We start from the raw sequence: 24,186 nt of genomic DNA on the forward strand, positions 1-24,186 counted from the left end.
CTCAGACAGTTTTGGCATTCATGGCTAGCGTATACTGGTCGGCCCGCGTCGTGAACTGGAAGGTCCTTTCAGGCAGGCAGCCACGATGAGGACCTCGCATCGGAATCAGGGCGACGTCGTTGAAGACGATCTCGCTAAGTTCCGAGAGCATCTTTTCGCGCTTGCCATCGTCCAGCGTCAGCTTAGCCACAGCCAGTTCGCATCGAGATCGGGATTGGAGTAGCATCCCGAACTAGCGATACCCATACCAGCATCCGGGTTCTGCGTCGCGGCCAGCGCTGTCATCGGTTAGGGTTTCGCCCGTGGTGACGCCCGAGGAGTCCAGATTGGTGCTGAAGTCATGGGCCTCCGCTTATCGGCATAAACCGACCAGCAAAAGCGAACTGGGCGGCAGGTAGCCCAGACAGCCCATCGTATTTCCGCCGCCCTTGGCTTTCGCTCGCCGGCTGCCAATGGGTTAGCGAGCTGAACCGGTGCCAAGCATCACACGACCTCGCCAGATTGCGACGAGGGGTGTATCTCCGGAACGGTGAAAACCGGCACCTCGCCCTTGAAGCCTTGGAGTTCAAAGGCGCCCGCCTGGACAACCGGCATCGATGCTCCTTGGGCAAATCCGGGACCAAGCACCAGGGGGATGCTCAGCTTTTTGGTCGTTGACTCGAGCCGTGCCGCGCGGTTCACCGGCGAGCCGATCGCGGTGTAATCGAAGCGCCGTTCGGAGCCGAAATTCCCTACGGAGCAGATGCCAGTCTCGATGGCGACGCCGATTTCGATAGGGGGGTGCCTGCGCGCGGTGAACGCGGCGTTTTCGCGCTTCACCCGTTCGATCAGGGCGAGCCCCGCTTCGAGCGCGCGCTCGCGATGATCTGGCTGATCAAGCGGCGCGTTCCAGAAAGCTAGCACGGCATCGCCCATGAACTTATCGATAGTCCCATCGCGCTTGAGTATCTCATCGGTCGCAAGGCCGAGGAAGTGGTTGACCACCTTTCCGATTTCTTGGGCATCGAGTTGTTCGCTCATCGTCGTGAAGCCGCGTATATCACTCAGCAGGATTGTGATCTCGCGCTTCTCTCCGGACAGGATCGCTTCGGTATCCGAATTTGCGAGGCGCTGCACCACGGAGGGCGACAGAAATTGCGAAAACTGCCGGGCCAGGGTGGACCGGCGCTGCTCGCTGCGCCTGTAGAGGGCATAGCCTTCGAAGCCAGCTACGAGGATCGTCGCAAGCGCCGGCTGCAGTGGATCGTAGAGCACACCCTGCAGGCTGTATTCGAGAGCGCCAAACACGAAGGGCGTGGCTGCCAGGAGCGCCAGAGCGAATGCGCCAAGCACGACCCGCTCGGCGAGCACTCCAGAAAGCCCGATGAAAACGATGCCACTGAGGACAAACCAGAGCCGCTCGAGCATTCGCGCTTGCACAGGCTCTACAAGATAGCGCCCGGCAAGCATCTGGCCGATTGCATCTGCGTGGATGTCGACGCCTGGTCGCGCCGGACGCGTCGGGCTGGGCAAATACTGGGTCAATCCCACGGCCGACAGGTCAATAATCGCGATGGCATTCCGCAGCAGAGGATCGCCGTGGCCCGAAAGGACATTGCTGGCAGATATGCGCGGCGTATTGGTGTCGGTTTCCCAGAGGCGGATGCTACCCTGCGGCTCGAGCGGCACAATGCTGCCGGACATCCTGAGTGCGTCAAACCCGGCGGCATTCATTCGGGCTACGAAGCTGTTCTCTCCGGCGTAGAGGCGTAGGAGTTCCACTGCGAAAGAAGGCCAAAGCTGCACGCCTTGATCCGTATTTCGAAGCCAGAGCAGCGGCACATGGCGCAATACGCCGTCGGGATCGGGCAAAGTGCGAATTACCCCAAGGCCTGCAGCGGCGCTCGAGAAATCCGCAAGCGAGCCCGTCAGACCGGTGAAGCCAGGAAGCGTCTCGGGTACTTGCCCTACGATCGACCAGCCGGCTTTGGGCTCTGCTTCTGAAACCGTTGCCTCATTGCCCAGGCTGACGGCGAGCATGGTTCGATGTTTCGCCAGTGCCCGGGCGAGGCGCTTGTCTCCAGCGATGCCATCAGGAGAGGTGTCAGCCTCGGGCAGCACCAGCGCAAGCCCGATCACGGCGGCACCAGACTCGGTGATACCATCGACCAGATCGGCCAAAAGGCCACGATTCCAAGGCCATCGCCCATATGCCTTAAGGCTCGCGTCGTCTATCGAGACAATTACAACCGGATTGCTAGTCGCCTGGCGCGGGGCAAGGGACTGGTAGAGGTCGTACGTGCGCTCGCGCAGACGCGACAGCGGCCCATCGAAAGCAAAATGGCAAGCGAGCAGCAAGAGTACGACCGCAAGACCAGGTATTTTCCGCCTGGCAGCCCGCCGCCAATCAAGCGAGGGGCTCATGCCGGTCGGCCGGCCTTACCGGCAGTCGGGAAAGCAGTCATCATCCTCATCATCCACCCCGCTGCCTACAGGGGGCGTTGGGCTGTCAGGGAACTCCATGGCCACGCCGGGCAATGCGCCGTCGGTGGACTTGCAGGCTTTGAGCGAATTGCCGAGTGCTGACGCACAAATCGCGCTTACGTTCAGCCCCGGACCCGGTTCGCCTGGCAGGCCGGTGCCGGCTATCCGATCGATGCTGTCCAATATCGGGAAGGCGTCGATACCGCCGTAGCCGGTCAGCAGTTTGTCATTGTCCGACGTGCAGGCGTGGCCCGGGTTTGTGATCACGAGCTTGCGACCATTCATCATGCAGGTCATGCGGCCGGCGCGCAGTATGCCGACGGTCTGACCAGCTATCACAAGCACTTCAATGATGCCGCCTCTGGCTCCGAGCACCATGTGTGGCGTCGCAACTTGCATGTCGCCGCCCTTCGAAACCTGACCGCCGTAGAAACGGGCCAGGCCGCTGTTCATCCTGATGTCGATCTTTCCTGATCGGGAGCCCGGATTGTAGACGAATTCATCGATCGTCAGGCTGGTGTTCGGACCAATCTTGGCGCTCGACTCGTCCCGGAATACGAGCATTCCGAGACCGGTGATATTGCTGCGCAGATGGTCGCCGAGTTCGACGCCAGCGCCGACGTTCATCGCCTCGCCGTCATTGCGGATGATGTTGGTCTGGTAGGCCGTCATGGACCCGACCGTTTCAGCGACAGATGGTGCCGCAAAGGCAAGGCAGGCGATACAAGTGGCTATCTGACGATACAGGGTCCTCATCGCGGCCTCTTTCAGTTGAGCGTCAACGTGTAGCTCACGAGCAATTCGAATGAATTTCGGTCGCCGCTGGCGATCTCGAAGTCGGTTTCACGATAGGCGAGGTCGACACTGACCTTCTGCGACTCCGTGAGCTGAAAATCGCTTTCCGAGGCAATGCGCCAGAAGTCGCTCTCTATGTTCGTGCCGATGCCGAAGGACAAGTCGGGAGTGTCGCCGTGGCCGGCCGAGACGGCGACCTGGTGAGACCATACGAAAAGGTCCGGGACTTCCATTACCACGCCGCCGTAGCGGACCCCTCCCATGTAGCTGCTGCCGATCTCGCCAGCTCCGGAGGCGAAGTCAGTCGAGCCGACCAGGCGCAGTCCGAGCGCCTGGCCATTGCGGAAGCGGTAGCTGCCGCCTGCCTCATAGAAAATCCTGCTATCGGCGAAGATGCCTTTCGAGCCGCTTAGATCGATGTAGCCGGCACCTGCAAAAAGCGTCGTCTCGACGGTGGGGCGCACGAGGACGCGCCCATTTAGACCGACGCCGGTCTCGTTGATATCGCTGTCGAAGCGCTCTGTAACGGCGAACGCGGAAAGTAGCAGCCGTAGCGAATCGATCCCGCTGTTGGGCAGTCCCTTGTCCAAGGTAATGGCGGTGTTACCGAGGATAAACGTCTCCTCGGTACCGGGAACCGACAGGTCTTTGGTGAAAAAGCGCTCTGTCGCTGCCAGCGAGCCCGAGAGGACAAGTGCATCAGCACTTGGCGTGCCGAGATCCCATCGGACAAAGCCGTCCGCCCGCCCATAGGGCGAGACCAAGGTGCGGTCGTCTTCGGCCCCGCCCGGTTCAAAATCGGTGGATTCGCTGAACATACCGCCAGTCAGAGCGATTTCCCAGGTGACGCCAAGTAACGCGCGCTCGATGCGGGCGAGCAGGCGAACGGCTTCCTGTTGCTCATCCGCGGACAGATCCCCGACCTCGAGGCCGTACTGCACCTGCCGCCGGGCCAATTCATAGGAGCCGACGTGATAATACAACCGGCTGGCCGAGAGCCGGGCGCGCGCATCGCGAGGATATTTGATGAGATACTGCTCGATCGACGAGATCGCCTGATCGTACTGCCCTGCGTTGATGGCAACTGTGACGAATTGAGCTAGCGCTCCGTTGTCGGTCGGATTGGCAATGCGGGCCGAAAACGCATCGTCATAGACCGGATAGAGACCTTGTGCGCCGGCCGGCAATATGCCGGTACAAAGCAGCGCCGCGGCGAAGCCGAGGATCATTGAAAACGAGGAATGCATGCCGAGAACCCACCCCAACCCGACTAGTGCAGCGGATCTAGCACGCCTGCACGAAAAAAAGCGACAGAACTGTCAGGAAACCTCCGAGTCTTCAGCAGCTGTTGCAGCTGCGCAACAAACTATCGGGTTCATTCGCATTTCGCCTACGCTGGTTAATCAAACATCTTCTCAGCGTTGCTGGGCTTCCAGCAAGTATTCGCTACAAACGGCAACTAAGCCAAATCATAATCAGCCGTGGATTGCGCAGCCGACAAGATCAATATTGTTTGCGCGATTCTCCACGTATCTGGTCGCCGCACGACGCATCAGGGACACATGTAGCTCATCCGAAGGTCTTCCGCCGCGTTGCGCAAGCGCTCGGAGAGCTGGCGGGCGATGCTTCTCAGGACGGCCTGCGCGATGTGCGGCTTAGCCTTTGTTATCTTGTTGAACGCCGACGAGGTCAGCTCATAGGCAACAACGTCCTCGTCCGCGATCACGTCCGTCGAGCGTGCCTACAGCACGAGCATGGTGGCCAGTCCCAGCATCAGGCCCATGCCTACAATATCAGTCACCGTCGTAAGGAAGATCGCGGAAGCCACGGCCGGATCGGCGCCGACCCGCCGCAGGCCCAACGGGATCAGCACGCCGGAGATTCCGGACATGAGGCACGATCCGGACATTGCGAGCAGGATCACAAGTGCCAGCATGGGCGCCTGGGATGCCGACTCCGGCTGCCGTGAAGCGTAGAACCACATGGCCGCCGCCGCCACCAGACCGACGAGCAAGCCGTTGGCGATCCCGAGCGCTCCCTCCCTCAGCACCAGGTGCAGCTTCGGTCGTTTGTCCACATCCCCTAATGCGAGGCCACGCAACGTCATGGCCAGCGCCTGGCAGCCGGTGTTTCCGCTCTGGCCGGCCAGCACCGGGAGGAACGCCGCCAAGGCGACGATCTTCTCGATCGTGCCTGTGAACGAGCCAACCACGAAGGCGGCTATGAAGGCCGTCAGCAGGTTGAGCTGCAGCCAGGGATGACGTTTCAAGAAGGCTGAAACCAGCGGCGTGAAAGAACGCTCCTCCTTCTGGACACCCACCATCTGGCCAGGCTGGGCAGAAATCTCGATGATTTGCTGTTCGAACAGCCGCCACCCGCGAACCTGCCCGAGCAGCCGGTTCTCCGCGTCCACCACGGGATAGACGGGGTAGTGGCGGCGTACCGCCGCCTTGCAGGCTTCGCCCAAAGACACATTGACGTGAAGGGCGAACGGTTCCGGCAGCATGATCTGATCCACCGTGGCGGCCGGTTCGCTCAGCATCAGATCGCGCAGAACCACCAGGCCAACGAGTTTGTCGGCCGCGTCCGTGATGTAGAGGTAAGTCAACTCGGTCGGTACCTGGGCGCGTCTGACGGCCTCCACCGCAGCGGCTACCGTCGTTCCGACAGGAACGCTGGCGGGGATCGGGTCCATCAGCTCGACGACGGATCCGGGGACAGCGATATCCTTGCTGTCGCTATGAGGCTTGATAGGCCTCATATCCGGAGGCAAATGCTCCGCCACCTTTCGGGCGTGCCTATCCGGCAACAACTTTAATACGTCTCGGATGAACTCGGGAGACTCTCGGGCAAGCAATTCAGCCGCGTCGTCAGGTGCTCGGGCACGCAGGGTGCGCACCGACTTCTCAACGTCGTTCTCTTGCCTCATCTGTCCCCTCAATCTTTAATGTAGCGCCTCTGAACGTGTCGACAGGAGCGGTTCGTTCTGTCACGCGCGCGGTGGCCCAGCGCCTCGATCCGGAAATCTTCGCCTTCTCAGGGCGCAGAGTAGACCGAACCGAGACAAATCTGAGCCATTGCGTGGGTGCATACAAGCGGGCTGTAACGTCAGCGTGTCGCCAAGAGAATTGTCGTGTTGCCGAACTTCACCGTCGATTCCTGCGCTCTGCGAGCACGTCGCAACCCATCAACGAAGTAAGGTCGGCAATGGCCGTCGTGGCCCTGCTCATTGGGGTGCGCTCAGCCGGACAGTTCGCGGTGTGAACGGTCGCGATTCAACCTGGGAAGATGGTGAAACCGCCATCGACGCGAATGACCTGCCCGTTGATGAAGCGCGCGCGCGGACCGGCGAGGAAGGCCACCGCTTCGGCGATCTCTTCAGGCTCGGCATAGCGGTTCAGCGATTTCTTGCTCGAATCCATGCGCTCCGGATCGACGACGCGGCTCGCTTGGAACCGTGCCGTCTTGGTGGCGCCGGGGCTCACCGCATTGATGCGCACGCCATCGTCGATCAGTTCCTTGGCGAGGCAACGCGTATAATGGACAACGGCCGCCTTGAGCGTGGAGTAGACCACCTCCGGCGAGCATCCGATATGCGCTGCCGCCGAGGCAATGTTGATTACCGAGCCTGAGCCGCGCTTGACCATAGGCGGAATGAACGCCTGGCAGACCAGCATCGTGCCGATGAGATTGTTGTCGGTCAGCACCTTGATGTCTTCATAGTCGATGTCGAGCGCGTTGTTGGGACTGGGCTTAACCCCTTTGGCGCCAATGTCCCCGCCGGCGCAGTTGACCAGAACATGCACATCGCCGAGCTCCGCCTCGATCTTCCTCTTCATTTCGGCAACGGCTTGCCTGTCGCCTATGTTACCGGTGACCGCGGTCACCCGTGTCCCATGTTTTTCCAAACCTCTGGCGGATTCGCCGAGGTCTGCGAATTCGCCATACTGTGATGGCCGAGTCCAATCGAGATCATGGATCGCGACGTTTGCTCCAAGTTCGGCCAGGCGGTCGGCCATGACGCGGCCGAGGCCGCGTCCCGAGCCGGTCACGAAGGCAGTCAGGCCGCTGAGTTCTCGGGCAGTCATGCTGATTTCTCCTTTGCAATGAACTTCTTCATGTTGGCGGCGCTGCGCCGGATCATGTCTAGTTCATACGAAACGAGCGCGCCGTCATCGTCGCGTTCCCATGGCGTCCGGTAGTCGGCGTCGTCCGCAAGGCGGTTTACGCGCGCAGCACTCAGGCAGGCCGCGAACTCGCGCGCGGTCTTCGGCGCATATCCATTCCACCAATCGTCGGTGAGACAGCGAACGTGGCGTGCCTCCAGCGCGCCCGGCTCGAGTACGGCCGTCAGCGTGTCGTGGTGCTCGCCGAGGATGGCTGCCAGTTCGGCGAAAGGCACGGCGCCGTCGCCGATCGCGCAGCGGACCAGACGATAGCCCTCATCCGTGAACTGCACGCGATAGTCCTTGAGGTGGACATGGCGGACATAGGGCGCGATCCGCCGCGTGAAGGCAAGCGGTGCCTCGCCGACGGGAAACGTGTTGCCTGTATCATAGGTGATGCCGACACCGGGCCCGCCGAGTTCGCAGAACGCGACCAGTTCGTCGCTGCCGAAGTCCTGATGGTTCTCGATGCCGAGCACCCGGCCCTCAGCCGCCGCACGCGGCCCCCATTCCGTCAGGGCAGCGCGGATCGTCGCGTTGAACTCGTTCCATTTCCCACCCCAGACGTTGCGGTCCCCGCACAGGACGGGGGTCAGTGCGATACGGATCGTTGTCGCCTCGAGCAGGCGCGCAGCCCGAAACGCGTTGTCCAGCGGACCTGCCACGAGAAGTCCGCCACTGACCACCGGCACGAGGTCGAGCGCGGCCAGACGCCTGCGCAGCTCGACGACCTCGGCGTCCGGCAAGTCGGTCAGCCATGGTTCGTAGATCTCGAGCGTGCGTGCGCCGAGTTCCTGCGCAAGCGCTATGAAGCCTTCCAGCCCCGCCCCATCCGGATTGTGCCGCGGCGTGCCGCGCCCCTGCAAGCCGAGATGGTAGGTCAGTCCGTAAGGGTTGAGACCGAGGCGAAGCATCAGTTTGGCAGTCCCGTTGAAAGATGTGGAAGCGATCGCATCAGCGCAGGCCGGCATCGACGGTGATGGACTGCTTCGTGATCATGCGGCTGTCATCGGCGGCAAGGAAGAGCACGGTCCGTGCAATCTCCTCGCCCAGGAGGACGCGGCGGATAAATTGCCGCTGCACCGTCTGGTCGATTGCGTCCTGCGTCTTGAACCACAGCTCGCGCTGCCGCTCGGTGATGACGGCACCGGGTTCGACTGCATTGACGCGGATGTTGTCGGATCCGAACGACCGCGCCAATGCGCGCGTCAGCGCCACCACAGCCCCCTTGGCAGTGGCATAAGCTACCATCTGGTCCGCGCCGAAACGCCAGGCGATGGAAGAGAAGTTTATGATCGAGCCGAAGCCGAGTTCCTTCATATGCGGATGTACCGCCTGCGCAGCGAAGAAGTGATGCCGGAGATTGACGTCGAAGCTGCGGTCCCAATATTCGGCCGTCACCGCGTCAACGGGATGGCGCTGATCATCGGCAGCGTTGTTCACCAGGACGGCGACCGGACCAAGCCGCGCGCACACGCCTTCAACCGACGCCTGCAGCGCAGCGACGTCGGTCACATCGCAATGGAGGTACAGGGGAGCTCGCCCGCCGGCACCGCTGAGCTCACGGACCAGCGCCTCTGCGGGCCCATCCTGCACATCGAGAAAGGCCACACGGGCGCCATTCGAGGCAAAGGCGCGGACCATATCGGCCCCGATCCCGGAGGCGCCGCCGGAGATCAGCACGACGCGATCGGTCAAGCTCGGGTAAGTCGCAAATTGCATGGACATCAGATCACAGAAGCGCCTTGGTTGTTGGATCGAACAGACAGGCGCGCGACATGTCGATGCCAAGCGTTATCGTCTCGCCCATGACGGGAGCGTCATCCGGCTCGAATCGGCCGGTGATCTCCAGGTCCCCTAGCCTGAGGACGGCAAGCGTCTCGGCCCCGGTCGGCTCGACCAGTTCGACCGGCGCCTTCATGGACTCGACAGCAGGTTTGCGCGACTTCAGGTCCGCCGTGAAACGGTAGATATGTTCCGGCCGAACACCGAGCACCACGTCCTGTGGCGCACCGGCGGGCAAAGGCGCGGCAAGGGCAAGAGTAGCGTCGCTGCCGTCAGCGGCGCGTACCGAGATGCTGGTTGAGCCCGTAAGCCGGGCGGGGATGAAATTCATCGCCGGCGATCCCATGAAACCGGCCACGAACATGTTGGTCGGCCGGTCATAGATCCGCTTCGGCGTATCGAACTGCTGCACCGAGCCCTGGTTCATCACCGCAATGCGGGACGCGAGCGTCATCGCTTCGACCTGATCATGGGTAACGTACACCGTCGTCTTGCCGACGCGGTGGTGCAACTTCTTGATTTCGGTGCGCATGTCCACGCGCAGCTTGGCGTCGAGATTGGACAGCGGCTCATCGAACAGAAACAGCTTCGGGTCGCGTACAAGGGCGCGCCCCATCGCAACGCGCTGCCGCTGCCCACCCGACAGCTGCCCAGGCTTGCGTTTGAGCAACTGCTCGATCTGCAGGAGTGCGGCAACCCGCTTTACGGCTTCCGCTTGCTCCGCTTTGGGCACGCCTCGGCTTTCCATGCCGAAGGTGATGTTCTGGCGCACCGTCATCGTGGGATAGAGGGCGTATGACTGAAACACCATCGCTATGTCGCGGTCCTTGGGCTGCACGGAATTCACCAGCCGGTCGCCAATCCAGATCTCACCCGACGTGACGGTTTCCAGGCCGGCGATCATGGCGAGCAAGGTTGACTTGCCGCAGCCGGAGGGACCGACAAGGGCGATGAATTCCCCGGTCCGCGCCTCGAGATTGATGCCGGCCAGAATCTCGAGCCCGCCATAGCTCTTGTGAAGGTCGCGGATCATCAGCGCGGACATGGGCGATGCCTCATTTGATGGCGCCCTGTGTCAGGCCGCGCACGAAGTACTTTCCACCGAACAGGTAGATCAGCAACGGCGGCAGCGCGCCGATCAGCACGGCTGCGCTCATCACATCGTAAGCGCGGGCGGTCGTGCCGCCGGCAGTGAGGGCGACCAATGCCGCCGTAATCGGCTGCTGCTGGCCGGATGTGAAGACGACGCCGAACAGATACTCGTTCCAGATACCTGTGAATTGCCAGATGACGGTGACAATCAAAATCGGCGGCGACAGGGGCAGGATGATCTTGCGAAAAATCCGCCAGAAGCCGGCGCCGTCGATGCGTGCCGCCTTGATAAGGTCGTCCGGTATGCTGACGTAGAAGTTGCGGCAGAACAGGGTCGTGAACGAGATGCCCTGGACGACGTGTATCAGTACCAGCCCATACGTCGAATTGGTCAACCCGAGTTTGCCGAGCAGGAACGCCCACGGCATCAGCGAGATCTGGCCGGGCATGAAGACGCCGAGCAGCATCAGATTGAACAGAATTTCCGAGCCTTTGAAGCGCCATTTCGACAGCACGTAGCCGTTCATCGCCCCGAGGAGCGTGGAGATAACCGTCGCGGGGATCGTCATCCAGAGCGAGTTGAAGAAATTGCGCTTCATGCCTTCGCAGGTGCCGCTGACGCAATAAGTGCCCCAAGCCTCCGCCCACGCGTCGAGGCGGAAGCTGCGCGGCAGGGAGATGAGGCCGTTGCGGGCAATCTCGGACTGCTCCCGCAACGAGTTGAAGACCACGACCAGCAGCGGTGCAAGGTAGATGACAGCAAATAGCGTCAGCACCGCATAGATAAGAAAGCGACTCCAGAAATATCGCCGCGTAGCGGCGGCCGCTTCGGGATCATGCCGGGCGTTGGCGGCAACTTCAGCCATTGCGGCCCTCCGCCCGCCTGCGCCAAACGATCCACAAGGAATAGGGCACAAGTACAACCGCGAGGGCGGCGAGCATCATCATCGCCGCGGCGGCACCCTCGCCGATCTGCCCGCGCTGGAACATCAGGTCGTAGACATAGATCGCCGGGAAGGTAGTCGACACACCTGGCCCACCCCGCGTCAACGCCGCCACCAGGTCGAAGGTCTTGATGGCAAACTGGATCTGAATGACCGCCACCGCCAGAAAAATCGGGGCGATCGTCGGCAGGATGACCTTCCGATAGGTTCGGGAAACCGACGCACCGTCGATCTGCGCTGCTTTGATGAGATCCGGATCGACCGACCGCAGGCCAGCCAGGAAAAGCGCCATTGCGAAGCCGGACGACTGCCAGATACCGGTTATGATCACCGCATAGATTGCGGTGTTGCGGTTGGCCGTCAGGGCGAAGCTGAAGTCGGTCCAGCCGAGCCCCCGCACGAAGGCCTGGATGCCGTCGACGGGATTATAGAGCCAGCTCCACACCGTACCGGTGACGATGAAGGAGACTGCCAGCGGATAGAGGAAGATGGTGCGCCAAACCGCCTCGCCGCGAACGCGCTGGTCGATCAGGATCGCGAGAAGCAGTCCAATGGCCATCGAGCCGACAATATAGAAGCCGCTGAACAGGAAGAGGTTCGTATAGGCGATGTTCCAGCGCCGGTTCGCCCAGAGCGAAGCATAATTGTCCAGACCGACGAACCCATAGGTCGGCATCAGCGACGAATTGGAGAGCGAGAGATACAGCGTCCAAATCGTGAAGACGAAGACGTAGATGAAACTCGCCGCAAGCGACGGCGCCAGCACCAGAATGGGCACCATCGTGCCGAGGCGCTGCCGCCACGGGGTTGCGGGAGCCGCAACCGGTACAGTCAGGTCATGCGTGGACATCGGCTGCTCCGGCGAAGTCAGGCCGGGCGCGCCGCGCCGAGCCAATCATCGGCAGCTTCTTCACATCTGCGCTTCGGCCGCATCGGCCATCGCGCTGGCTGCGTCCTGCGCGGTCATGTCCGGCGTCGCCACGAATTCGGTGACGGTATCCATGATCGCGCCGCGCACCTTCTGCGGGATGGTCATGTTATGCGCCATCGAACGGACAAGCGTGCCGCCATCGATCGACGCCTGCAGGTCCTTCTGGGAAAGCTGCTGGCAGGGATTGAAGCCGTTCGATAGATCGACGTCGAGACGGGCCGGGATCGAGCCCTTGGTCTGATTGAAAATCGTCTGGAACTCAGGCGACAGGATGGTGCTGGCGAGCAGTTTCTGCCCCTCAACGTAGTCCGGATCCTTCTGCTGGAAGAACACGACCGAGTCGGAATTCAGGATGAAGCCCGGCTTGCCCCAGTCAGTTGGCGCCTGGGCGCAGACATAGTCGGTGCCCTCCTTGAAGCCGCCAGCCGTGAGCAGGCCAAGCGTCCAGTCGCCCATGATGTGGAAGGCGGCCTCGCCGCGGCCGACCAGATGCGACATGGTATCCCAGTCGCGCCCGTTCATGCCGGGGTCCATATATTTCGTCGTCATGGTGCGGAACTGTTCGAAGGCCTTGACCATGCCGTCGCTGCGCATCGCCTCGACGTCACCCTCGACGAAGGCCTTCTTGAAGAGATCGAGATCCATTCCGTAGACCACGACCTCGAAGACTGTCGAATCGGTCCAATCGGCGGTCGAGTGCGAGATGCAGATTTTGCCTGACGCCACGACCTTGTCGCAGGCGGCGTTGAAGTCCGCCCACGTCTTCGGCACCTCGGCGACGCCTGCTTCCTGCATGACCTTCGGCGATGCCCACAGCCAGTTGATGCGATGGATATTCATCGGCGCCGCCACCCAGCTGCCGGTCGGCTTCATCACCGGCAGCAATTCGGGAGCGACGACCTTCTCCCAATTTTCCGTCGTCGCCAAGTCGTCGAGATTGGCTGTCATGCCGGTCTCGTTCCATTCGGCGATCTCGGGCCCCTTGAGCTGCACCGCGGGGGGTGCGTTGCCGGCGATCACGTCGGCGCGCAGTTTCGCCAGCGTGTTGGCCGTGTGGCCCGCGATGGAGGTCTGCTGCCAGGTGCCACCCTTGGCGGTGAACATCTCGCCGAGCTTTGCAATAGCCTGAGCGTCCGATCCGGTCGCCCATTGATGCAACAGGTTGGTCTTGGGCTCTGCGAGCGCGGCTCCCGCAACAAAGGTGTACGCCGCAGCGGCCGCAACGGCCGTCCTCAGGTATTCCATCGTTTCACTCCCATATGTGATGTGCGGTTCGCATCGACCGCTTATGGACGCAATTTGAGCTCGTCGCAGACGGAGATGCAGTATCTCCGTTCTTTCCAAGATGACATATTTGAGCTATCAGTCAACGTCCTTTGTGCTCATCATGAACAAACCTTCGCTTAGAAACTGGCTGATCGACAATCCCTCCGCATCACCGGAGAGCCTGATCGTGCGATGCCTGCGTGAGCGCGGCGTGCTTTCTGCGTCGCAAATCACCCGCATCACCGGCTTGGCGAGATCGACGGTTTCAACCGCGCTCAATGGCTTGAGAAAGTCCGGAATGGTGATCGAATCCTCGGTCCACCATGACGGGGCCAGGGGCATTGGCAGGCCTGCCGCGACCTTGACGCTCAATCCCGCTGCGGGCACCTGCGTCGGGATCCACCTAGGCCTCGATGAGATGCGGTGCGTCGTCGCCGACGTCTCGCATTCTGTCATTACCGAACAAACTATCCCCATGGGCCTGGACTACCAGCCGCAACAGGCGGCCCAGCTCGCCAAATCAGCAATTGCCCAATGCTACGAAGAGAACGGTCTGCCGATGGCGGGGCTCCTGGGGGTTGGGGTTTCCGTCTCGGGCCCTGTCAGCCGCGAAGGAGTGGTGCAGCGTGCGAGTATTGTTCCGACCTGGGCTGGGGTCAACATCCGCGATGTGTTCGGGCCGGTTCTCGAACAGCCGATTTTCGCCGACAATGAGAGCAACTGCTCGGCCATTGCGGAGCTGATGTGGGGCGCGGCCGTCGGCCAGGACGATTTCGTGCTGTTCAAGGTCGATCTGGGCGTTGGCGGGGCCATTGTCCAGCATGGCCGGCTGGTGACTGGCATCGCCGGCGGCGCTGGCGAATTCGGGCACATCAGCATCGATCCCGGCGGCGATCTTTGCCGGTGCGGCAATCGCGGATGCCTGGAGCTCTATGCGAGTTTTGCCCGGCCGCTCGAGCAGATTTCGCGCATCGTGCGGCGGCCGGTCACGATGGACGAGGTGGTCATGATGGCTGAACAGGGCGACGTCGGGGCGCTGCGGATGATCGAGGACACCGCCGAGTTCGCCGGCCGTGGTCTTGGCTTGATCGGCTCGGTGATCAATCCGCCACTCATCATCATCGGCGGCCGCATGGCCTTGGCGGGCGACATTCTCCTGGCACCGCTGATCGCGTCATATGAACGCCACACGCTCATCAAGTCCCGCGATATCGCTCCCGCCCTGCGCACGCGGATAATTGTTGGCAAGCACACAGAGAACGACGCATTGCTCGGCGCAGTCGGCCTGGTGCTGCGCCACAATAGCCGGCTGCAATGAGCTGGCTTTGCGCCGAGCGGCGCCCCGGGGACACCGTGGTGCTGCCAGAAGGAAATCAAGGAGGCCAAATAGACAAACATTTCCTCCCCCAAATGGCGCTTTACATCAACCGCGCCTACGTTTCAGATCGACCAAACTACCTCGGACAGGAGTATGAAACCGGCGCGAACCTGACCACATGCAGGGACGACGGAGGCCTAAAGCCCGCCACGGCGTCTTGACGGCACGCAAGAACAAAGCGAAAACGTTCGGAGTGAGTCCGGGAGGCGGCGATTGCCCATGCACATTGCGAATGACCCGGCGGACCTATTCCGTCACGTGAGTGCCGAGAAGGCCGTATTCTACCGCTGCATCATGGACGTCTTCGCGGCGGCCAAACGGCAATACCGGTTGCAGTTGCGGCCCGACGAAGTGCTTGCCGAAGCCCGATGGCCGAACAGCCCGCCGCGCATTGAGGACGTGAATACGGCGCTTTCCCAACTCACGGAATGGGGCAATCTCGAATCGCATCCCGACACCGCGCGGGTTTCAAGCCTTAGCGACTTCTACCGTGCACGCTTTCTCTACCGGCTCTCGCAGGGCGGCGAGGCCGTGGAATCGGCGTTGGCGATGTTTGTGCAGACCTTGCAGCGCCGCGCTGAGCTGCAAACGGTGGCGCTCGAGGACATAGCGAGCCGACTGCAGGCACTGCAGGCGCTGGCTGAAGCAACCCAACCCGACGTGGCCAAGGTCCACGAAACACTGCGGGATCTCGTGCGTGTCTTCGAAGGTCTAGCCGAGAACGCGCAGGCGTTCATGGCCGGCGTCGCCCGCAGCATCGAGCTGCAGCAAGCCGAGGCAGGGGCGGTCGCAAACTACAAGAAGCGGCTGATCGACTATCTCGAACGCTTCATGGGCGATCTGGTGCGCCGTTCCGACACCATCGCACGCCTCATCCTGGCTTTGGAGCCGGGCGTCGAGGCCCTGCTTGGACAGGTGGCCGAGCGCGAATCGCGGGACGCGGCTCCCGAGGGTGCCCAGGATCAGGCCGAGGCGCGGAAAGGCTACCTGCAAGCATGGCGAGAACGCTGGAAGGGTTTGCGCGGCTGGTTCCTCAGCACCGGCCACGAGCCACCGCAAGCCGAACTGTTGCGGGCGCGGGCACGGTCGGCCATCCCGCAGCTCCTGGCCGCTATCGCCGCGCTGAATGAGCGGCGCAGCGGCCGCAGCGATCGCTCTGCCGACTTCCGCCAGCTCGCCGGCTGGTTTGCCGCTTGCGCAGACAACGGCGAAGCGCACCGGCTTGCGCGGGCTGCCTTTGCTCTCAATCCGGCGCGGCATTTCTCGCTCAACGCCAGCGGGGACGCCGAGCTGCCGGCCAGCACCTCCTGGGCCGACGCCCCGACGCTCAAGATTCACCCGCGTTTGCGCGAATATGGCGAAGCGGCCCCGCGCGGACCGCTGCCGCGCGTGCGAGACCGCGCCGAAGAGCGCGCGTTCCTGGCGCTTCAGCTCGCTGAGGAATCACAGCAGGTCGAAGCAGCGCGCAAGCGTCTCGCCACTAGCCGCCCGGCGCGGCTTTCGGACCTGGGCGAACTCGACATGCATGCCTTCGGTCTGTTCCTGGGCCTGCTCGGGGAGACACTGGCCGAGCAAGCCGGGCCGGAGACGCCGGTGGAACGCCAGACGAGCGACGGCTTGCTGCACATCCACCTGAAGCCGCTTGCCCCCGACAGCCGCGCCACGATCGACACGCCGTATGGGGTCTTTGCCGGGCGCGACCATCTGATCACCATCACCCCCTTGCAGGACGGTCGATGAAGGCGGCGAAAGACTACAACGACAGTCGCGGCATCGGCCTGATCCAGCAGCGCTTCCAGCGCGAGGAGTTTCGCGCCTGCGTGCGCGCCCTGCTGATGACGCCGTTGATCGGCCCGGCGCATGAGGATTTCGCCGCCATACGCCGCCAGGCCGAAGCATTGCGCGAATGGTTTTCTCGCGAGACCGGCTGGACACTGCAGGTCGAACGCGAGGGCGCGCGCCTCTACAAGCGGCCCGGAAACCTGACCGATGCCATGCGCGGCATTCCCGGCTACGATCGCCGGCGCTACGTGCTGCTTTGCCTCGCCTGCGCGGTGCTCGAACGCGCCGACCCGCAGATCACATTGCGCCTGCTCGGCGAGAGGCTGCTGGAGCTCGCCGCCGAGCCGACGCTCGACTTCACCTTCGCCCTCGAGGCGCAACACGAGCGGCGCGAACTCGTTTCGGTGTGCCGCACATTGCTGAGCCTCGGGGTGCTGCACCGCGTGGCCGGCGACGAAGAAACGTTTGTGCAGGCCGGAGGCGATCAGGCGGATGCGCTCTACGACGTGCAGCGCCGCATGCTTTCCGGCATGCTGGCGGCCGTGCGTGGCCCCTCCACCTGGACTCCGGAAGAGGCGCCGGCAACGCTCGAAGAGCGGCTGTGCGCGCTGGTCGGAGAACATGTTGCGGACAGCGAGGAAGGTCGGCGCACGGCGCTGCGCCACCAGCTGGCACGCCGGCTTCTCGATGATCCAGTGGTTTATGTCGAGACGTTGGACCCGGAAGCCCGTGCGTACTTCTTCAACCAGCGCGGAGCGTTGGCCGCTCGCCTGTGCGATGCCGCCGGCCTGGTGGCGGAACAGCGCGCGGAAGGGCTGGCGCTGGCCGACGAAGCCGGTCTGCTGACCGACGTGGCAATGCCGGCCGAAGGCACCGACGCCCATGTAACACTGCTTGTCGCCGAGTATCTGGCCGCCGGGCAAAGGCAGCGGCGAGCGGTTGGCGGCGACACGGCGCAGGCCTTCGCCCGGGATATCCACGAGCATGATGTTGCCGGCTTCCTGCACCAGGCCAAGGCGCAGTACGGCCGTTACTGGCGTAAATCGGCACGCGAACCAGGCGCCGAACGCGAACTCGCCGCGATCGCGATCGAACGATTGGAAAAACTGCAGCTGGCGGTGCGGGAAGCCGGTGCAGTACACCCGCTGCCGGCTCTCGCGCGCTTCGCGTTGGGCGAAGCCGAAATCCGCGAAACGCGCAACGCGCCGGCAGCGGACGTCGGCTTTCGGTTCGAACCGACATGAACGACCGCTTGGACCTGCTCGCCTTGACGCCGGATAAACCGCCTTTGCCGATGCCCACGCGGCAGCGCTGGCAGCCTCTGCGCCTGGGCTTGGTGGAGCTCTTTCACTATGACAGCGAGGAATTCTGGTTCCGCGACGGCCATCTGTTGCTGCGCGGCAATAACGGAACGGGCAAGTCCAAGGTGTTGTCGCTCACGCTCCCGCTGCTGTTCGACGCGCAGCTCAAGTCTTCGCGCGTCGAACCCGATGGCGACGGCGGCAAGAAGATGGCCTGGAATCTGCTGATGAACAGCCACGACCGGCGCATCGGCTATGCGTGGATCGAGTTCGGTCGCGTTGCGGAAGACGGCACGCCACGTTTTCTTTCGCTCGGCGCCAGCCTTTTTGCGACGGCAGCTCGTCCGCAGGTCGACAATTGGTTCTTCCTGCTGGAAGACACCGACGAGGCGCCGCGTATCAACCGCGATCTGTGGTTGATGAGTCCGCAGCGGGTAGTGCACACCAAGGAGCGCCTGCGCGACGCGCTCGATGGCCGTGGCCAGATGTTCGACACCGCGGCCGGCTACCGTCGCGCAGTCGACGAGCGCCTGTTCCATCTGGGCACCAAGCGCTACGACGCGTTAATGGACACGCTGATCCAGCTTCGCCAGCCGCAGCTTTCCAGGAAGCCGGACGAAACCGCGCTTTCGAATGCGCTGACCGAGGCCCTGCCGCCGCTGGCGCCCGAACTGCTCGGCGACGTTGCCGAAGCGCTCGGGCAGTTGGAGGAAGACCGCCGTCAGCTCGACGAATATCAAACCCTGGCCAAGGCGGTCGGCCGTTTCGAGGAGCGTTATCGCGTCTACGCTGGCACGCAGACCCGCCGGCAGGCACGCTTGTTGCGCCAGGCCCAGACGGAATTCGACAATGCCAGCCGAGCACGAGGGGAGGCCCAGGCTCGCTTCGACGAAGCGCAAAGGCAGGAAACGCTGGAGCGGACCGCTCATGATAGCGCCGAGATCGCTCTGACGCGCGGGCGTGCGCGGCTCGACACCTTGCGCTCCGACCCGACGATGCAGGACGCCAACCGCCTCGAAAATGCCGAAAAGGATAAGGCGGCGCGACTGCAAGCGATGCAGAGGGCCACATTGGCCGTCGAAGAGGCAGGCCGACGACTGGGGCTCAGCATCGAAGAAACCGGACGCGCAACCCGGCGCGTGGAGCAGGCGGAACGCGCATTGGCCGATCTGCGCCGGGAAAGCGCCGTTCACGCCGATGCGGCGGGCATCGCCGGCCAGCACGCCGGAAACCTCCTCGCCAAATCGGAGGCTTCCGCGCTGGTCGAACTAACGCAGCATGCTTTGGACACGGCATGCGCCGAGCTTCGGAACCTCGTTGCCGGCCGGCGTGAACAGATCGCGTTGCTGCGTCGCCGCCACGGCGAGGTGGCTCAGGCCGAGGCCGCCTACATGCGGCTCCGCGAAATCCGGGACGATCGGCAGGTCGAAGCCGAGGAGGCTGCCGAGCGTCGGACCCGAGCTGACGCGGAGGTCGAACGGCAAGGCCGGGACCTGGTGGAAAGCTGGGACCGCCATTTCATCGGCCTGAAGCAATTGCAGATCGATCCCGAGAGCAGGCCCGCGGCATTGACGGCCCTGGCGGAATGGACAGTGTCGCTGCAAGGCGACAACCCAGCCAGCCACCTCCTGCAATCGGCGTATCAAGGAGCCAGTCTCTCTCTGACACAGCGTCGCGTGGCGCTTGATGGCCAGCGACAGGCGCTGGAGATGGAATGTGGCATCGTCGAGGACGAACGCGGACGCCTGGAAGCCGGCGACGACATGGCGCCGCCCCTGCCCTACACGCGCGACGCCTCTGGCCGGGACGCGCGTCCGGGCGCGCCGCTCTGGCAAGTGATCGATTTTCGCGGCGCAGTAGCTGCTCCGCAACGCGCCGGCCTTGAAGCCGCACTCGAAGCCGCCGGGTTACTCGACGGTTGGATATCGCCTGACGGACGCCTCCAGGCCGGCGACGGCGGAACCCAGCCTTACGACATACAGGTGCTGGAACGGCAAAAGCGTTCTCCATCGCTCGTCGACTGGCTGGAAGTCACCGTGCCGGCCGGCTGCGCCGTGCCGGCCAATATCGTCGAGCGGGTGCTGTCGGGCATCGCCTCGGCGGATGACGATCCGATCGACAGCGAGGCCTGGATATCCGCCGACGGCCGCTTCCGCCTCGGCGCGCTGTCCGGTGCGTGGGGCAAGCCGGAGGCGGTCTACATTGGCCACGCGGCCCGCGCCGCAGCCCGCATGCGGCGGTTGGCCGAGATTGCCGACCGCCTTGCGCAACTCTCTGATGAATTGACGGCCGTGCGAGTGAAAGCCGAGCAGCTCGCGCTGGATCGCGAACAGGCGGACGAAGAATGGCGCCTTGCGCCTTCCGACGAGGTATTGCGGGTCGCTCATATGGCCGCCACCGCAGCCGCCCACGCCGCGCGTCTGGCCAGCGAAAAGCTGACCGAAGCGGACACGCGCTGCCGCGAGGCCGAACAGGCGCTCAAGGCCTTGCGCGAACAGCTCGCCGCAGATGCCATGGACCTGCGCCTGCCGGCAACGCCCGATGCACTGCCCACCGTCGAAGCGGCGCTGGATCATTATCGCGATGCACAGGCCCGGCTCGAGCAAGCAGCTCACGAGTTTTGTCTGGCACTGCCCGAGTCGCAACGGCAGCGTGCCCGCCAGCGTGAGGCGCGCAGCGACGTGCAGCAGCGCGAAGAGGAACTCGTGGCAGCCCGCATTGAAACGGAAGACGCCACTGCCCGGCTCGAGCTGCTGCGGGAAACGGTCGGCGCCAAGGTCGAGGAACTGCAGCGAAGGCTGACCGATGCCCGCCGCGCCGTCGAAACCGGCGAAGCCGAGCTGAAGCTCGCCGGCGATGCATTGCGCAAAGCGGGTGAGGCACGCGCGATCGCCGGGCAGCAGGCCGAGACAGCGAACGCCGTCCTTCAGGAACGCGGCGAAGCACGCGCCCAGACGATCTCCAGATTTCAGCAGTTTGCAGGCACCGGCCTGCTGTCTGCAGGGCTGCCGTATATCGAACTGCCTGACCTCGGCAGCCCGTGGACGATCGACCCCGCGCTGACGCTGGCCAGACGCGCGGAACAGGAACTGTCGAACCTCAGGGACGACGAAGAGGCGTGGGCGCGCGTCCAGCGGCAGATAGCTGAAGAATTTACCGAGCTGCAACGCGCACTCGGCGCGCTGGGTCACCAGGCCCAGGCCGATCCCAGCGACTGGGGTTTCAGGGTGGATATCGTCTATCAGAACCGGCGCGAACGGCCGGACCGCCTCGCCATGCGGCTGGCCGAAGAGATCGCCCAGCGCGGCGAACTGCTCAGCGCCAACGAACGCGCCGTCCTGGAGAACCATCTGCAAGCCGAAATCGCTGCAGAGATCCAGCGCCTGTTGCAGGCCGCCGAACGCCAGGTCGATGTCATCAACGGCGAACTGCACAAGCGCCCGACCTCCACCGGCGTGCGCTATCGCCTGTTGTGGCAGCCGCTGTCCGAAGAGGAAGGCGCGCCGGTGGGCCTCGACATGGCGCGCAAGCGCCTGCTCAACACCAGCGCGGACCTTTGGTCGGCAGACGACCGGCGCGTCGTCGGCGCGATGCTGCAGCAGCGCATCTCCGCCGAGCGGGAGCGCGCTGATTCCAGCGGCGGAAGGGACAGCGGCGGCACCTTGCTCGACCAGCTCGCCCGCGCCCTGGACTATCGCCATTGGCACCGCTTCCGCGTCGAACGCTGGCAGGACGGCCATTGGCGCAAGCTTTCCGGACCCGCTTCGAGCGGCGAGCGGGCGCTCGGCCTCACGGTGCCGCTCTTTGCCGCGGTCGCCAGTTTCTACAGCCAGAGCAGCTATGCCTTGGCCCCACGGCTGATGCTGCTCGACGAAGCCTTTGCCGGCATCGATGACACAGCACGAGCGCATTGCATGGGGCTGATCCGCGAGTTCGATCTGGATTTCGTCATCACCAGCGAGCGCGAGTGGGCTTGTTATGCCGAACTGCCGGGTGTCGCCATCTGCCAGTTGCAGCGGCGCGAAGGCATCGATGCCGTATTCGTCTCGCGATGGACCTGGGACGGACGAGAGAAGAAGCCCGAGGCCGATCCCGATCGCAGATTTTCGCCGGCATGAGCGATCAAGTCGACCCGCGTCTTCAACGCCTGCTCGGTGGTGACCATCTTGCCTCGCTGCGCAAGCGGCTGCGCCAACGCTTCGAGCGCGCGCCGCTCGAAGGCGCCGTCGATCATATTCGCGTCGCCGGGCTCAGTGAAGAGGAACACGCGGCACTGGCGGCGCTGCTCGGCCGCGCGCAGCGCCGATCGAAGTCCCTGCAGATCGACGTCCGCCGCGTCGATGCCGCCCTGCGGCGCGCCGGCATCGCCACATCGCTGTGCGATGCGTTGGAAAGGCTTGACGGCTCCATCCTTCATCTCGCCGGAGCACGCCTTCGACAGCAAACTTTGTGGTCGAGCGTAGTAGATGGTTGCAGCCATCCCGATTTGGCCAGGCTGCTGCTCACGCCGGGAGGCATCGGCCTCGTCAAGCGGCTCGCTCGGCGGGATACGGTCGCGGCAGCGGAGCTTTGCCGGCGCGCCGAAGAGGTGCTGCGGCTCCTGCCGGCAAAAGGCATAACGCGTTCGCAACTGGCCGCGGACGCGCTGGGCGATGCCCATGCGCTTGACAATGGTCGCGGGGCCGCGGCACTCGTGCTGGCGGTCTTGCGCCAGACCGCCACGCCCGTTCCTGACGCCGCAGCACCCATTGCCGACGAAGATGGCGAGACGGTACGGAAATCGAGAGAGGACGTCGTGCTGGAACCGGCCGCCGGCGCGGAGCGTATACGCGAGACATGGGCCAGAGCAGGCGTTCTGGTCAACGAGCTAGCACGCCCCGCCCTCTTCCTGAACCTGCCGACAAGCGGGACCGAAAGCGATCGTTGGCCCCTGGGAGAACCGGCCTATGCGTCGCTGCGATCGCTGCTGCGTTCACCGCCCCGATGGGATGTAGCGGGCCGCGACGTTTACGTGTGCGAAAATCCCAACCTGCTCGCCATCGCCGCGGACCGATGGGGGATTGGCTGCGCTCCGCTGGTCTGTACCGACGGGATGCCAGCCGCCGCGCAACGATGCCTTCTGGCTCAACTTGCACTGGCGGGCGCGCGGCTGCGCTATCACGGCGACTTCGACTGGCCTGGATTGCGTATCGGCAACCAGGTCATGCGAGAACACGGTGCGGAGCCATGGCGCTTTGGCGCCGTGGACTATACTGCCGCCGTGCGGACGGCGCCGGGCCTGGCACACCCGCTTGGAGGAAAGGTGACCGAAGCGTCATGGGACGGAGCGCTGGCGCCCGCGATGCGTCAGCACTGCGTGGCCATCGCCGAAGAGGCCCAGGCCGCCTCGTTGTTGCAGGACCTCGACGATCGATGAGGAGGGACGCATTTTCAGCCCGACAGCAGCACTTCGGACACGGCACGTTCGCAGATCTTGTCATTGAGCTGCTGCCGGGGCAGAACGTGACGCATGAAAACCTCTCACTGGGAGTGTTAAGCGCAATACGCTATATGACCATCTACATGGACAGGAGCGTGAGATGAGTGTGATCAACCTGGCAGATGCCAAAGCCCATTTGAGCGAGCTAGTGGATCGGGTCGAGGCAGGAGATTCGATCGACATCACCCGGCGGGGTAAACCGGTCGCACGGCTCACCGCCGTGGCGAGACCGCGGCAGCGGATCGACGCGACCCTCTTGCAATCCTTGACCGCGACCATGCCGCCTCAGGCCGAGAGTTCTGCCGATCTGGTACGGTCGATGCGCGATGGCGACCGCTACTGATGCACTATCTCGACACGTCGCTGATCGTTGCCGCCCTTTCAAATGAAGCGATGACACCGCGCGTATCCGGCGCAGCTTCTGATCAGCGACTGGATCATCACCGAGATGTCGTCTGCCATGGCGATCAAGCTGCGAACCGGGCAGATCGACCTGGAGCAGCGCGCAGCAGCGCTCGCGATGTTCCACAAGCTGGTCGCCGAGAGCTTCACCGTGCTGCCGGTCACGAGCGGGCATTTCCGCACGGCGGCAAAGTTAGTCGATCAGCATAGTCTCGGGCTTCGCGCTGGTGACGCGCTGCATCTCGCCACGGCATCGGAGCATGGCGCTACGGTGCATACGCTCGACCAAAAGCTCGCCGAGGCTGGACCGGTTCTCGGCGTGCCGACGCAGTCGTCCGTGAAGAACGCGGAACGCTTTGATTTAATTTAAGATTTTCGCCTGAATTTGGGTTTCGTTTTGCC

19 protein-coding genes and 2 pseudogenes are annotated in these 24,186 nt (G+C 63.4%); 8 read left to right on the plus strand and 13 right to left on the minus strand.

The window, feature by feature from the left end; all coding sequences use genetic code 11:
* Position 1 precedes the first annotated feature (1 nt).
* The 13 genes from AC0L3I_RS16065 to AC0L3I_RS16125 form a co-directional block, all read right to left on the minus strand.
* Positions 2-190 (minus strand): hypothetical protein, encoded by a 189-nt coding sequence (locus AC0L3I_RS16065; protein ID WP_473486170.1) that lies wholly within the window; start codon positions 188-190, stop codon positions 2-4.
* A gap of 293 nt (positions 191-483) precedes the next feature.
* Positions 484-2,403, minus strand: coding sequence for a CHASE2 domain-containing protein (locus tag AC0L3I_RS16070; protein ID WP_473527512.1), 1,920 nt, complete (start codon positions 2,401-2,403; stop codon positions 484-486).
* A 15-nt stretch (positions 2,404-2,418) separates the two neighbouring features.
* Complete coding sequence (locus tag AC0L3I_RS16075; RefSeq protein ID WP_473527513.1) at positions 2,419-3,090, minus strand: FecR domain-containing protein; 672 nt, start codon at positions 3,088-3,090, stop codon at positions 2,419-2,421.
* 140 nt (positions 3,091-3,230) lie between these two features.
* The gene (locus AC0L3I_RS16080) at positions 3,231-4,445 is read right to left on the minus strand and encodes a tetratricopeptide repeat protein (protein ID WP_473527514.1); all 1,215 of its coding nucleotides are present in this window, start codon (positions 4,443-4,445) and stop codon (positions 3,231-3,233) included.
* Between the two features lie 365 nt (positions 4,446-4,810).
* Positions 4,811-4,984, minus strand: coding sequence for a hypothetical protein (locus AC0L3I_RS16085; RefSeq protein WP_473486174.1), 174 nt, complete (start codon positions 4,982-4,984; stop codon positions 4,811-4,813).
* A 15-nt stretch (positions 4,985-4,999) separates the two neighbouring features.
* Positions 5,000-6,187 carry a magnesium transporter gene (locus tag AC0L3I_RS16090; protein WP_473486175.1) on the minus strand — a complete coding sequence of 396 codons (1,188 nt, stop codon included), beginning with the start codon at positions 6,185-6,187 and terminating at the stop codon, positions 5,000-5,002.
* Between the two features lie 346 nt (positions 6,188-6,533).
* Positions 6,534-7,346, minus strand: coding sequence for an SDR family NAD(P)-dependent oxidoreductase (locus AC0L3I_RS16095; RefSeq protein ID WP_473486176.1), 813 nt, complete (start codon positions 7,344-7,346; stop codon positions 6,534-6,536).
* Positions 7,343-8,338, minus strand: a complete 996-nt coding sequence (locus AC0L3I_RS16100) for a sugar phosphate isomerase/epimerase family protein (RefSeq protein WP_473527515.1) — start codon at positions 8,336-8,338, stop codon at positions 7,343-7,345. The genes AC0L3I_RS16095 and AC0L3I_RS16100 overlap by 4 nt, the downstream gene beginning before the upstream one ends.
* Before the next feature lie 40 nt (positions 8,339-8,378).
* Entirely contained in the window at positions 8,379-9,146 is a 768-nt protein-coding gene (locus tag AC0L3I_RS16105; protein WP_473527534.1) for an SDR family NAD(P)-dependent oxidoreductase, read from the minus strand.
* 10 nt (positions 9,147-9,156) lie between these two features.
* On the minus strand, positions 9,157-10,254 hold the full coding sequence (locus tag AC0L3I_RS16110) for an ABC transporter ATP-binding protein (protein ID WP_473527516.1): 1,098 nt from the start codon (positions 10,252-10,254) through the stop codon (positions 9,157-9,159).
* Between the two features lie 10 nt (positions 10,255-10,264).
* Positions 10,265-11,167, minus strand: a complete 903-nt coding sequence (locus AC0L3I_RS16115; RefSeq protein WP_473527517.1) for a carbohydrate ABC transporter permease — start codon at positions 11,165-11,167, stop codon at positions 10,265-10,267.
* Positions 11,160-12,095 (minus strand): carbohydrate ABC transporter permease, encoded by a 936-nt coding sequence (locus tag AC0L3I_RS16120; RefSeq protein ID WP_473527518.1) that lies wholly within the window; start codon positions 12,093-12,095, stop codon positions 11,160-11,162. The genes AC0L3I_RS16115 and AC0L3I_RS16120 overlap by 8 nt, the downstream gene beginning before the upstream one ends.
* A 60-nt stretch (positions 12,096-12,155) precedes the next feature.
* Positions 12,156-13,421: an ABC transporter substrate-binding protein gene (locus AC0L3I_RS16125; protein WP_473527519.1), complete on the minus strand. Its 1,266-nt coding sequence runs from the start codon at positions 13,419-13,421 to the stop codon at positions 12,156-12,158.
* Between the two features lie 142 nt (positions 13,422-13,563).
* Between AC0L3I_RS16125 and AC0L3I_RS16130 the strand changes: the two are divergent.
* From AC0L3I_RS16130 to AC0L3I_RS16165, 8 genes and pseudogenes are all read left to right on the plus strand, one after another.
* Positions 13,564-13,692 (plus strand): annotated as a pseudogene (locus AC0L3I_RS16130) (hypothetical protein); the annotation flags it as partial.
* A gap of 111 nt (positions 13,693-13,803) precedes the next feature.
* A complete protein-coding gene (locus tag AC0L3I_RS16135; protein WP_473527535.1) occupies positions 13,804-14,760 on the plus strand; it encodes an ROK family protein in 957 nt (318 codons plus the stop codon).
* 279 nt (positions 14,761-15,039) lie between these two features.
* Positions 15,040-16,560, plus strand: coding sequence for a TIGR02677 family protein (locus AC0L3I_RS16140; RefSeq protein WP_473527520.1), 1,521 nt, complete (start codon positions 15,040-15,042; stop codon positions 16,558-16,560).
* Positions 16,557-17,846 (plus strand): TIGR02678 family protein, encoded by a 1,290-nt coding sequence (locus AC0L3I_RS16145; protein ID WP_473527521.1) that lies wholly within the window; start codon positions 16,557-16,559, stop codon positions 17,844-17,846. The genes AC0L3I_RS16140 and AC0L3I_RS16145 overlap by 4 nt, the downstream gene beginning before the upstream one ends.
* Positions 17,847-17,854: 8 nt before the next feature.
* Complete coding sequence (locus tag AC0L3I_RS16150) at positions 17,855-22,021, plus strand: TIGR02680 family protein (protein ID WP_473527522.1); 4,167 nt, start codon at positions 17,855-17,857, stop codon at positions 22,019-22,021.
* Complete coding sequence (locus AC0L3I_RS16155) at positions 22,018-23,319, plus strand: TIGR02679 family protein (RefSeq protein WP_473527523.1); 1,302 nt, start codon at positions 22,018-22,020, stop codon at positions 23,317-23,319. The genes AC0L3I_RS16150 and AC0L3I_RS16155 overlap by 4 nt, the downstream gene beginning before the upstream one ends.
* 163 nt (positions 23,320-23,482) lie before the next feature.
* On the plus strand, positions 23,483-23,725 hold the full coding sequence (locus AC0L3I_RS16160) for a type II toxin-antitoxin system Phd/YefM family antitoxin (RefSeq protein WP_473527524.1): 243 nt from the start codon (positions 23,483-23,485) through the stop codon (positions 23,723-23,725).
* Positions 23,725-24,154, plus strand: a pseudogene (locus AC0L3I_RS16165) (type II toxin-antitoxin system VapC family toxin). Before AC0L3I_RS16160 ends, AC0L3I_RS16165 begins: the two are co-directional and overlap by 1 nt.
* Positions 24,155-24,186 lie beyond the last annotated feature (32 nt).

Source organism: Mesorhizobium sp. WSM4840 (assembly GCF_055811755.1).

Bases quoted from the DNA above. Each gene is read 5' to 3' on its own strand.
- AC0L3I_RS16105 (WP_473527534.1), bottom strand. From the start codon at position 9,146: ATGCAATTTGCGACTTACCCGAGCTTGACCGATCGCGTCGTGCTGATC.
- AC0L3I_RS16090 (WP_473486175.1), bottom strand. From the start codon at position 6,187: ATGAGGCAAGAGAACGACGTTGAGAAGTCGGTGCGCACCCTGCGTGCC.
- AC0L3I_RS16070 (WP_473527512.1), bottom strand. From the start codon at position 2,403: ATGAGCCCCTCGCTTGATTGGCGGCGGGCTGCCAGGCGGAAAATACCT.
- AC0L3I_RS16095 (WP_473486176.1), bottom strand. From the start codon at position 7,346: ATGACTGCCCGAGAACTCAGCGGCCTGACTGCCTTCGTGACCGGCTCG.
- AC0L3I_RS16120 (WP_473527518.1), bottom strand. From the start codon at position 12,095: ATGTCCACGCATGACCTGACTGTACCGGTTGCGGCTCCCGCAACCCCG.
- AC0L3I_RS16155 (WP_473527523.1), top strand. From the start codon at position 22,018: ATGAGCGATCAAGTCGACCCGCGTCTTCAACGCCTGCTCGGTGGTGAC.
- AC0L3I_RS16125 (WP_473527519.1), bottom strand. From the start codon at position 13,421: ATGGAATACCTGAGGACGGCCGTTGCGGCCGCTGCGGCGTACACCTTT.
- AC0L3I_RS16075 (WP_473527513.1), bottom strand. From the start codon at position 3,090: ATGAACGTCGGCGCTGGCGTCGAACTCGGCGACCATCTGCGCAGCAAT.
- AC0L3I_RS16145 (WP_473527521.1), top strand. From the start codon at position 16,557: ATGAAGGCGGCGAAAGACTACAACGACAGTCGCGGCATCGGCCTGATC.
- AC0L3I_RS16115 (WP_473527517.1), bottom strand. From the start codon at position 11,167: ATGGCTGAAGTTGCCGCCAACGCCCGGCATGATCCCGAAGCGGCCGCC.
- AC0L3I_RS16100 (WP_473527515.1), bottom strand. From the start codon at position 8,338: ATGCTTCGCCTCGGTCTCAACCCTTACGGACTGACCTACCATCTCGGC.
- AC0L3I_RS16160 (WP_473527524.1), top strand. From the start codon at position 23,483: ATGAGTGTGATCAACCTGGCAGATGCCAAAGCCCATTTGAGCGAGCTA.
- AC0L3I_RS16140 (WP_473527520.1), top strand. From the start codon at position 15,040: ATGCACATTGCGAATGACCCGGCGGACCTATTCCGTCACGTGAGTGCC.
- AC0L3I_RS16110 (WP_473527516.1), bottom strand. From the start codon at position 10,254: ATGTCCGCGCTGATGATCCGCGACCTTCACAAGAGCTATGGCGGGCTC.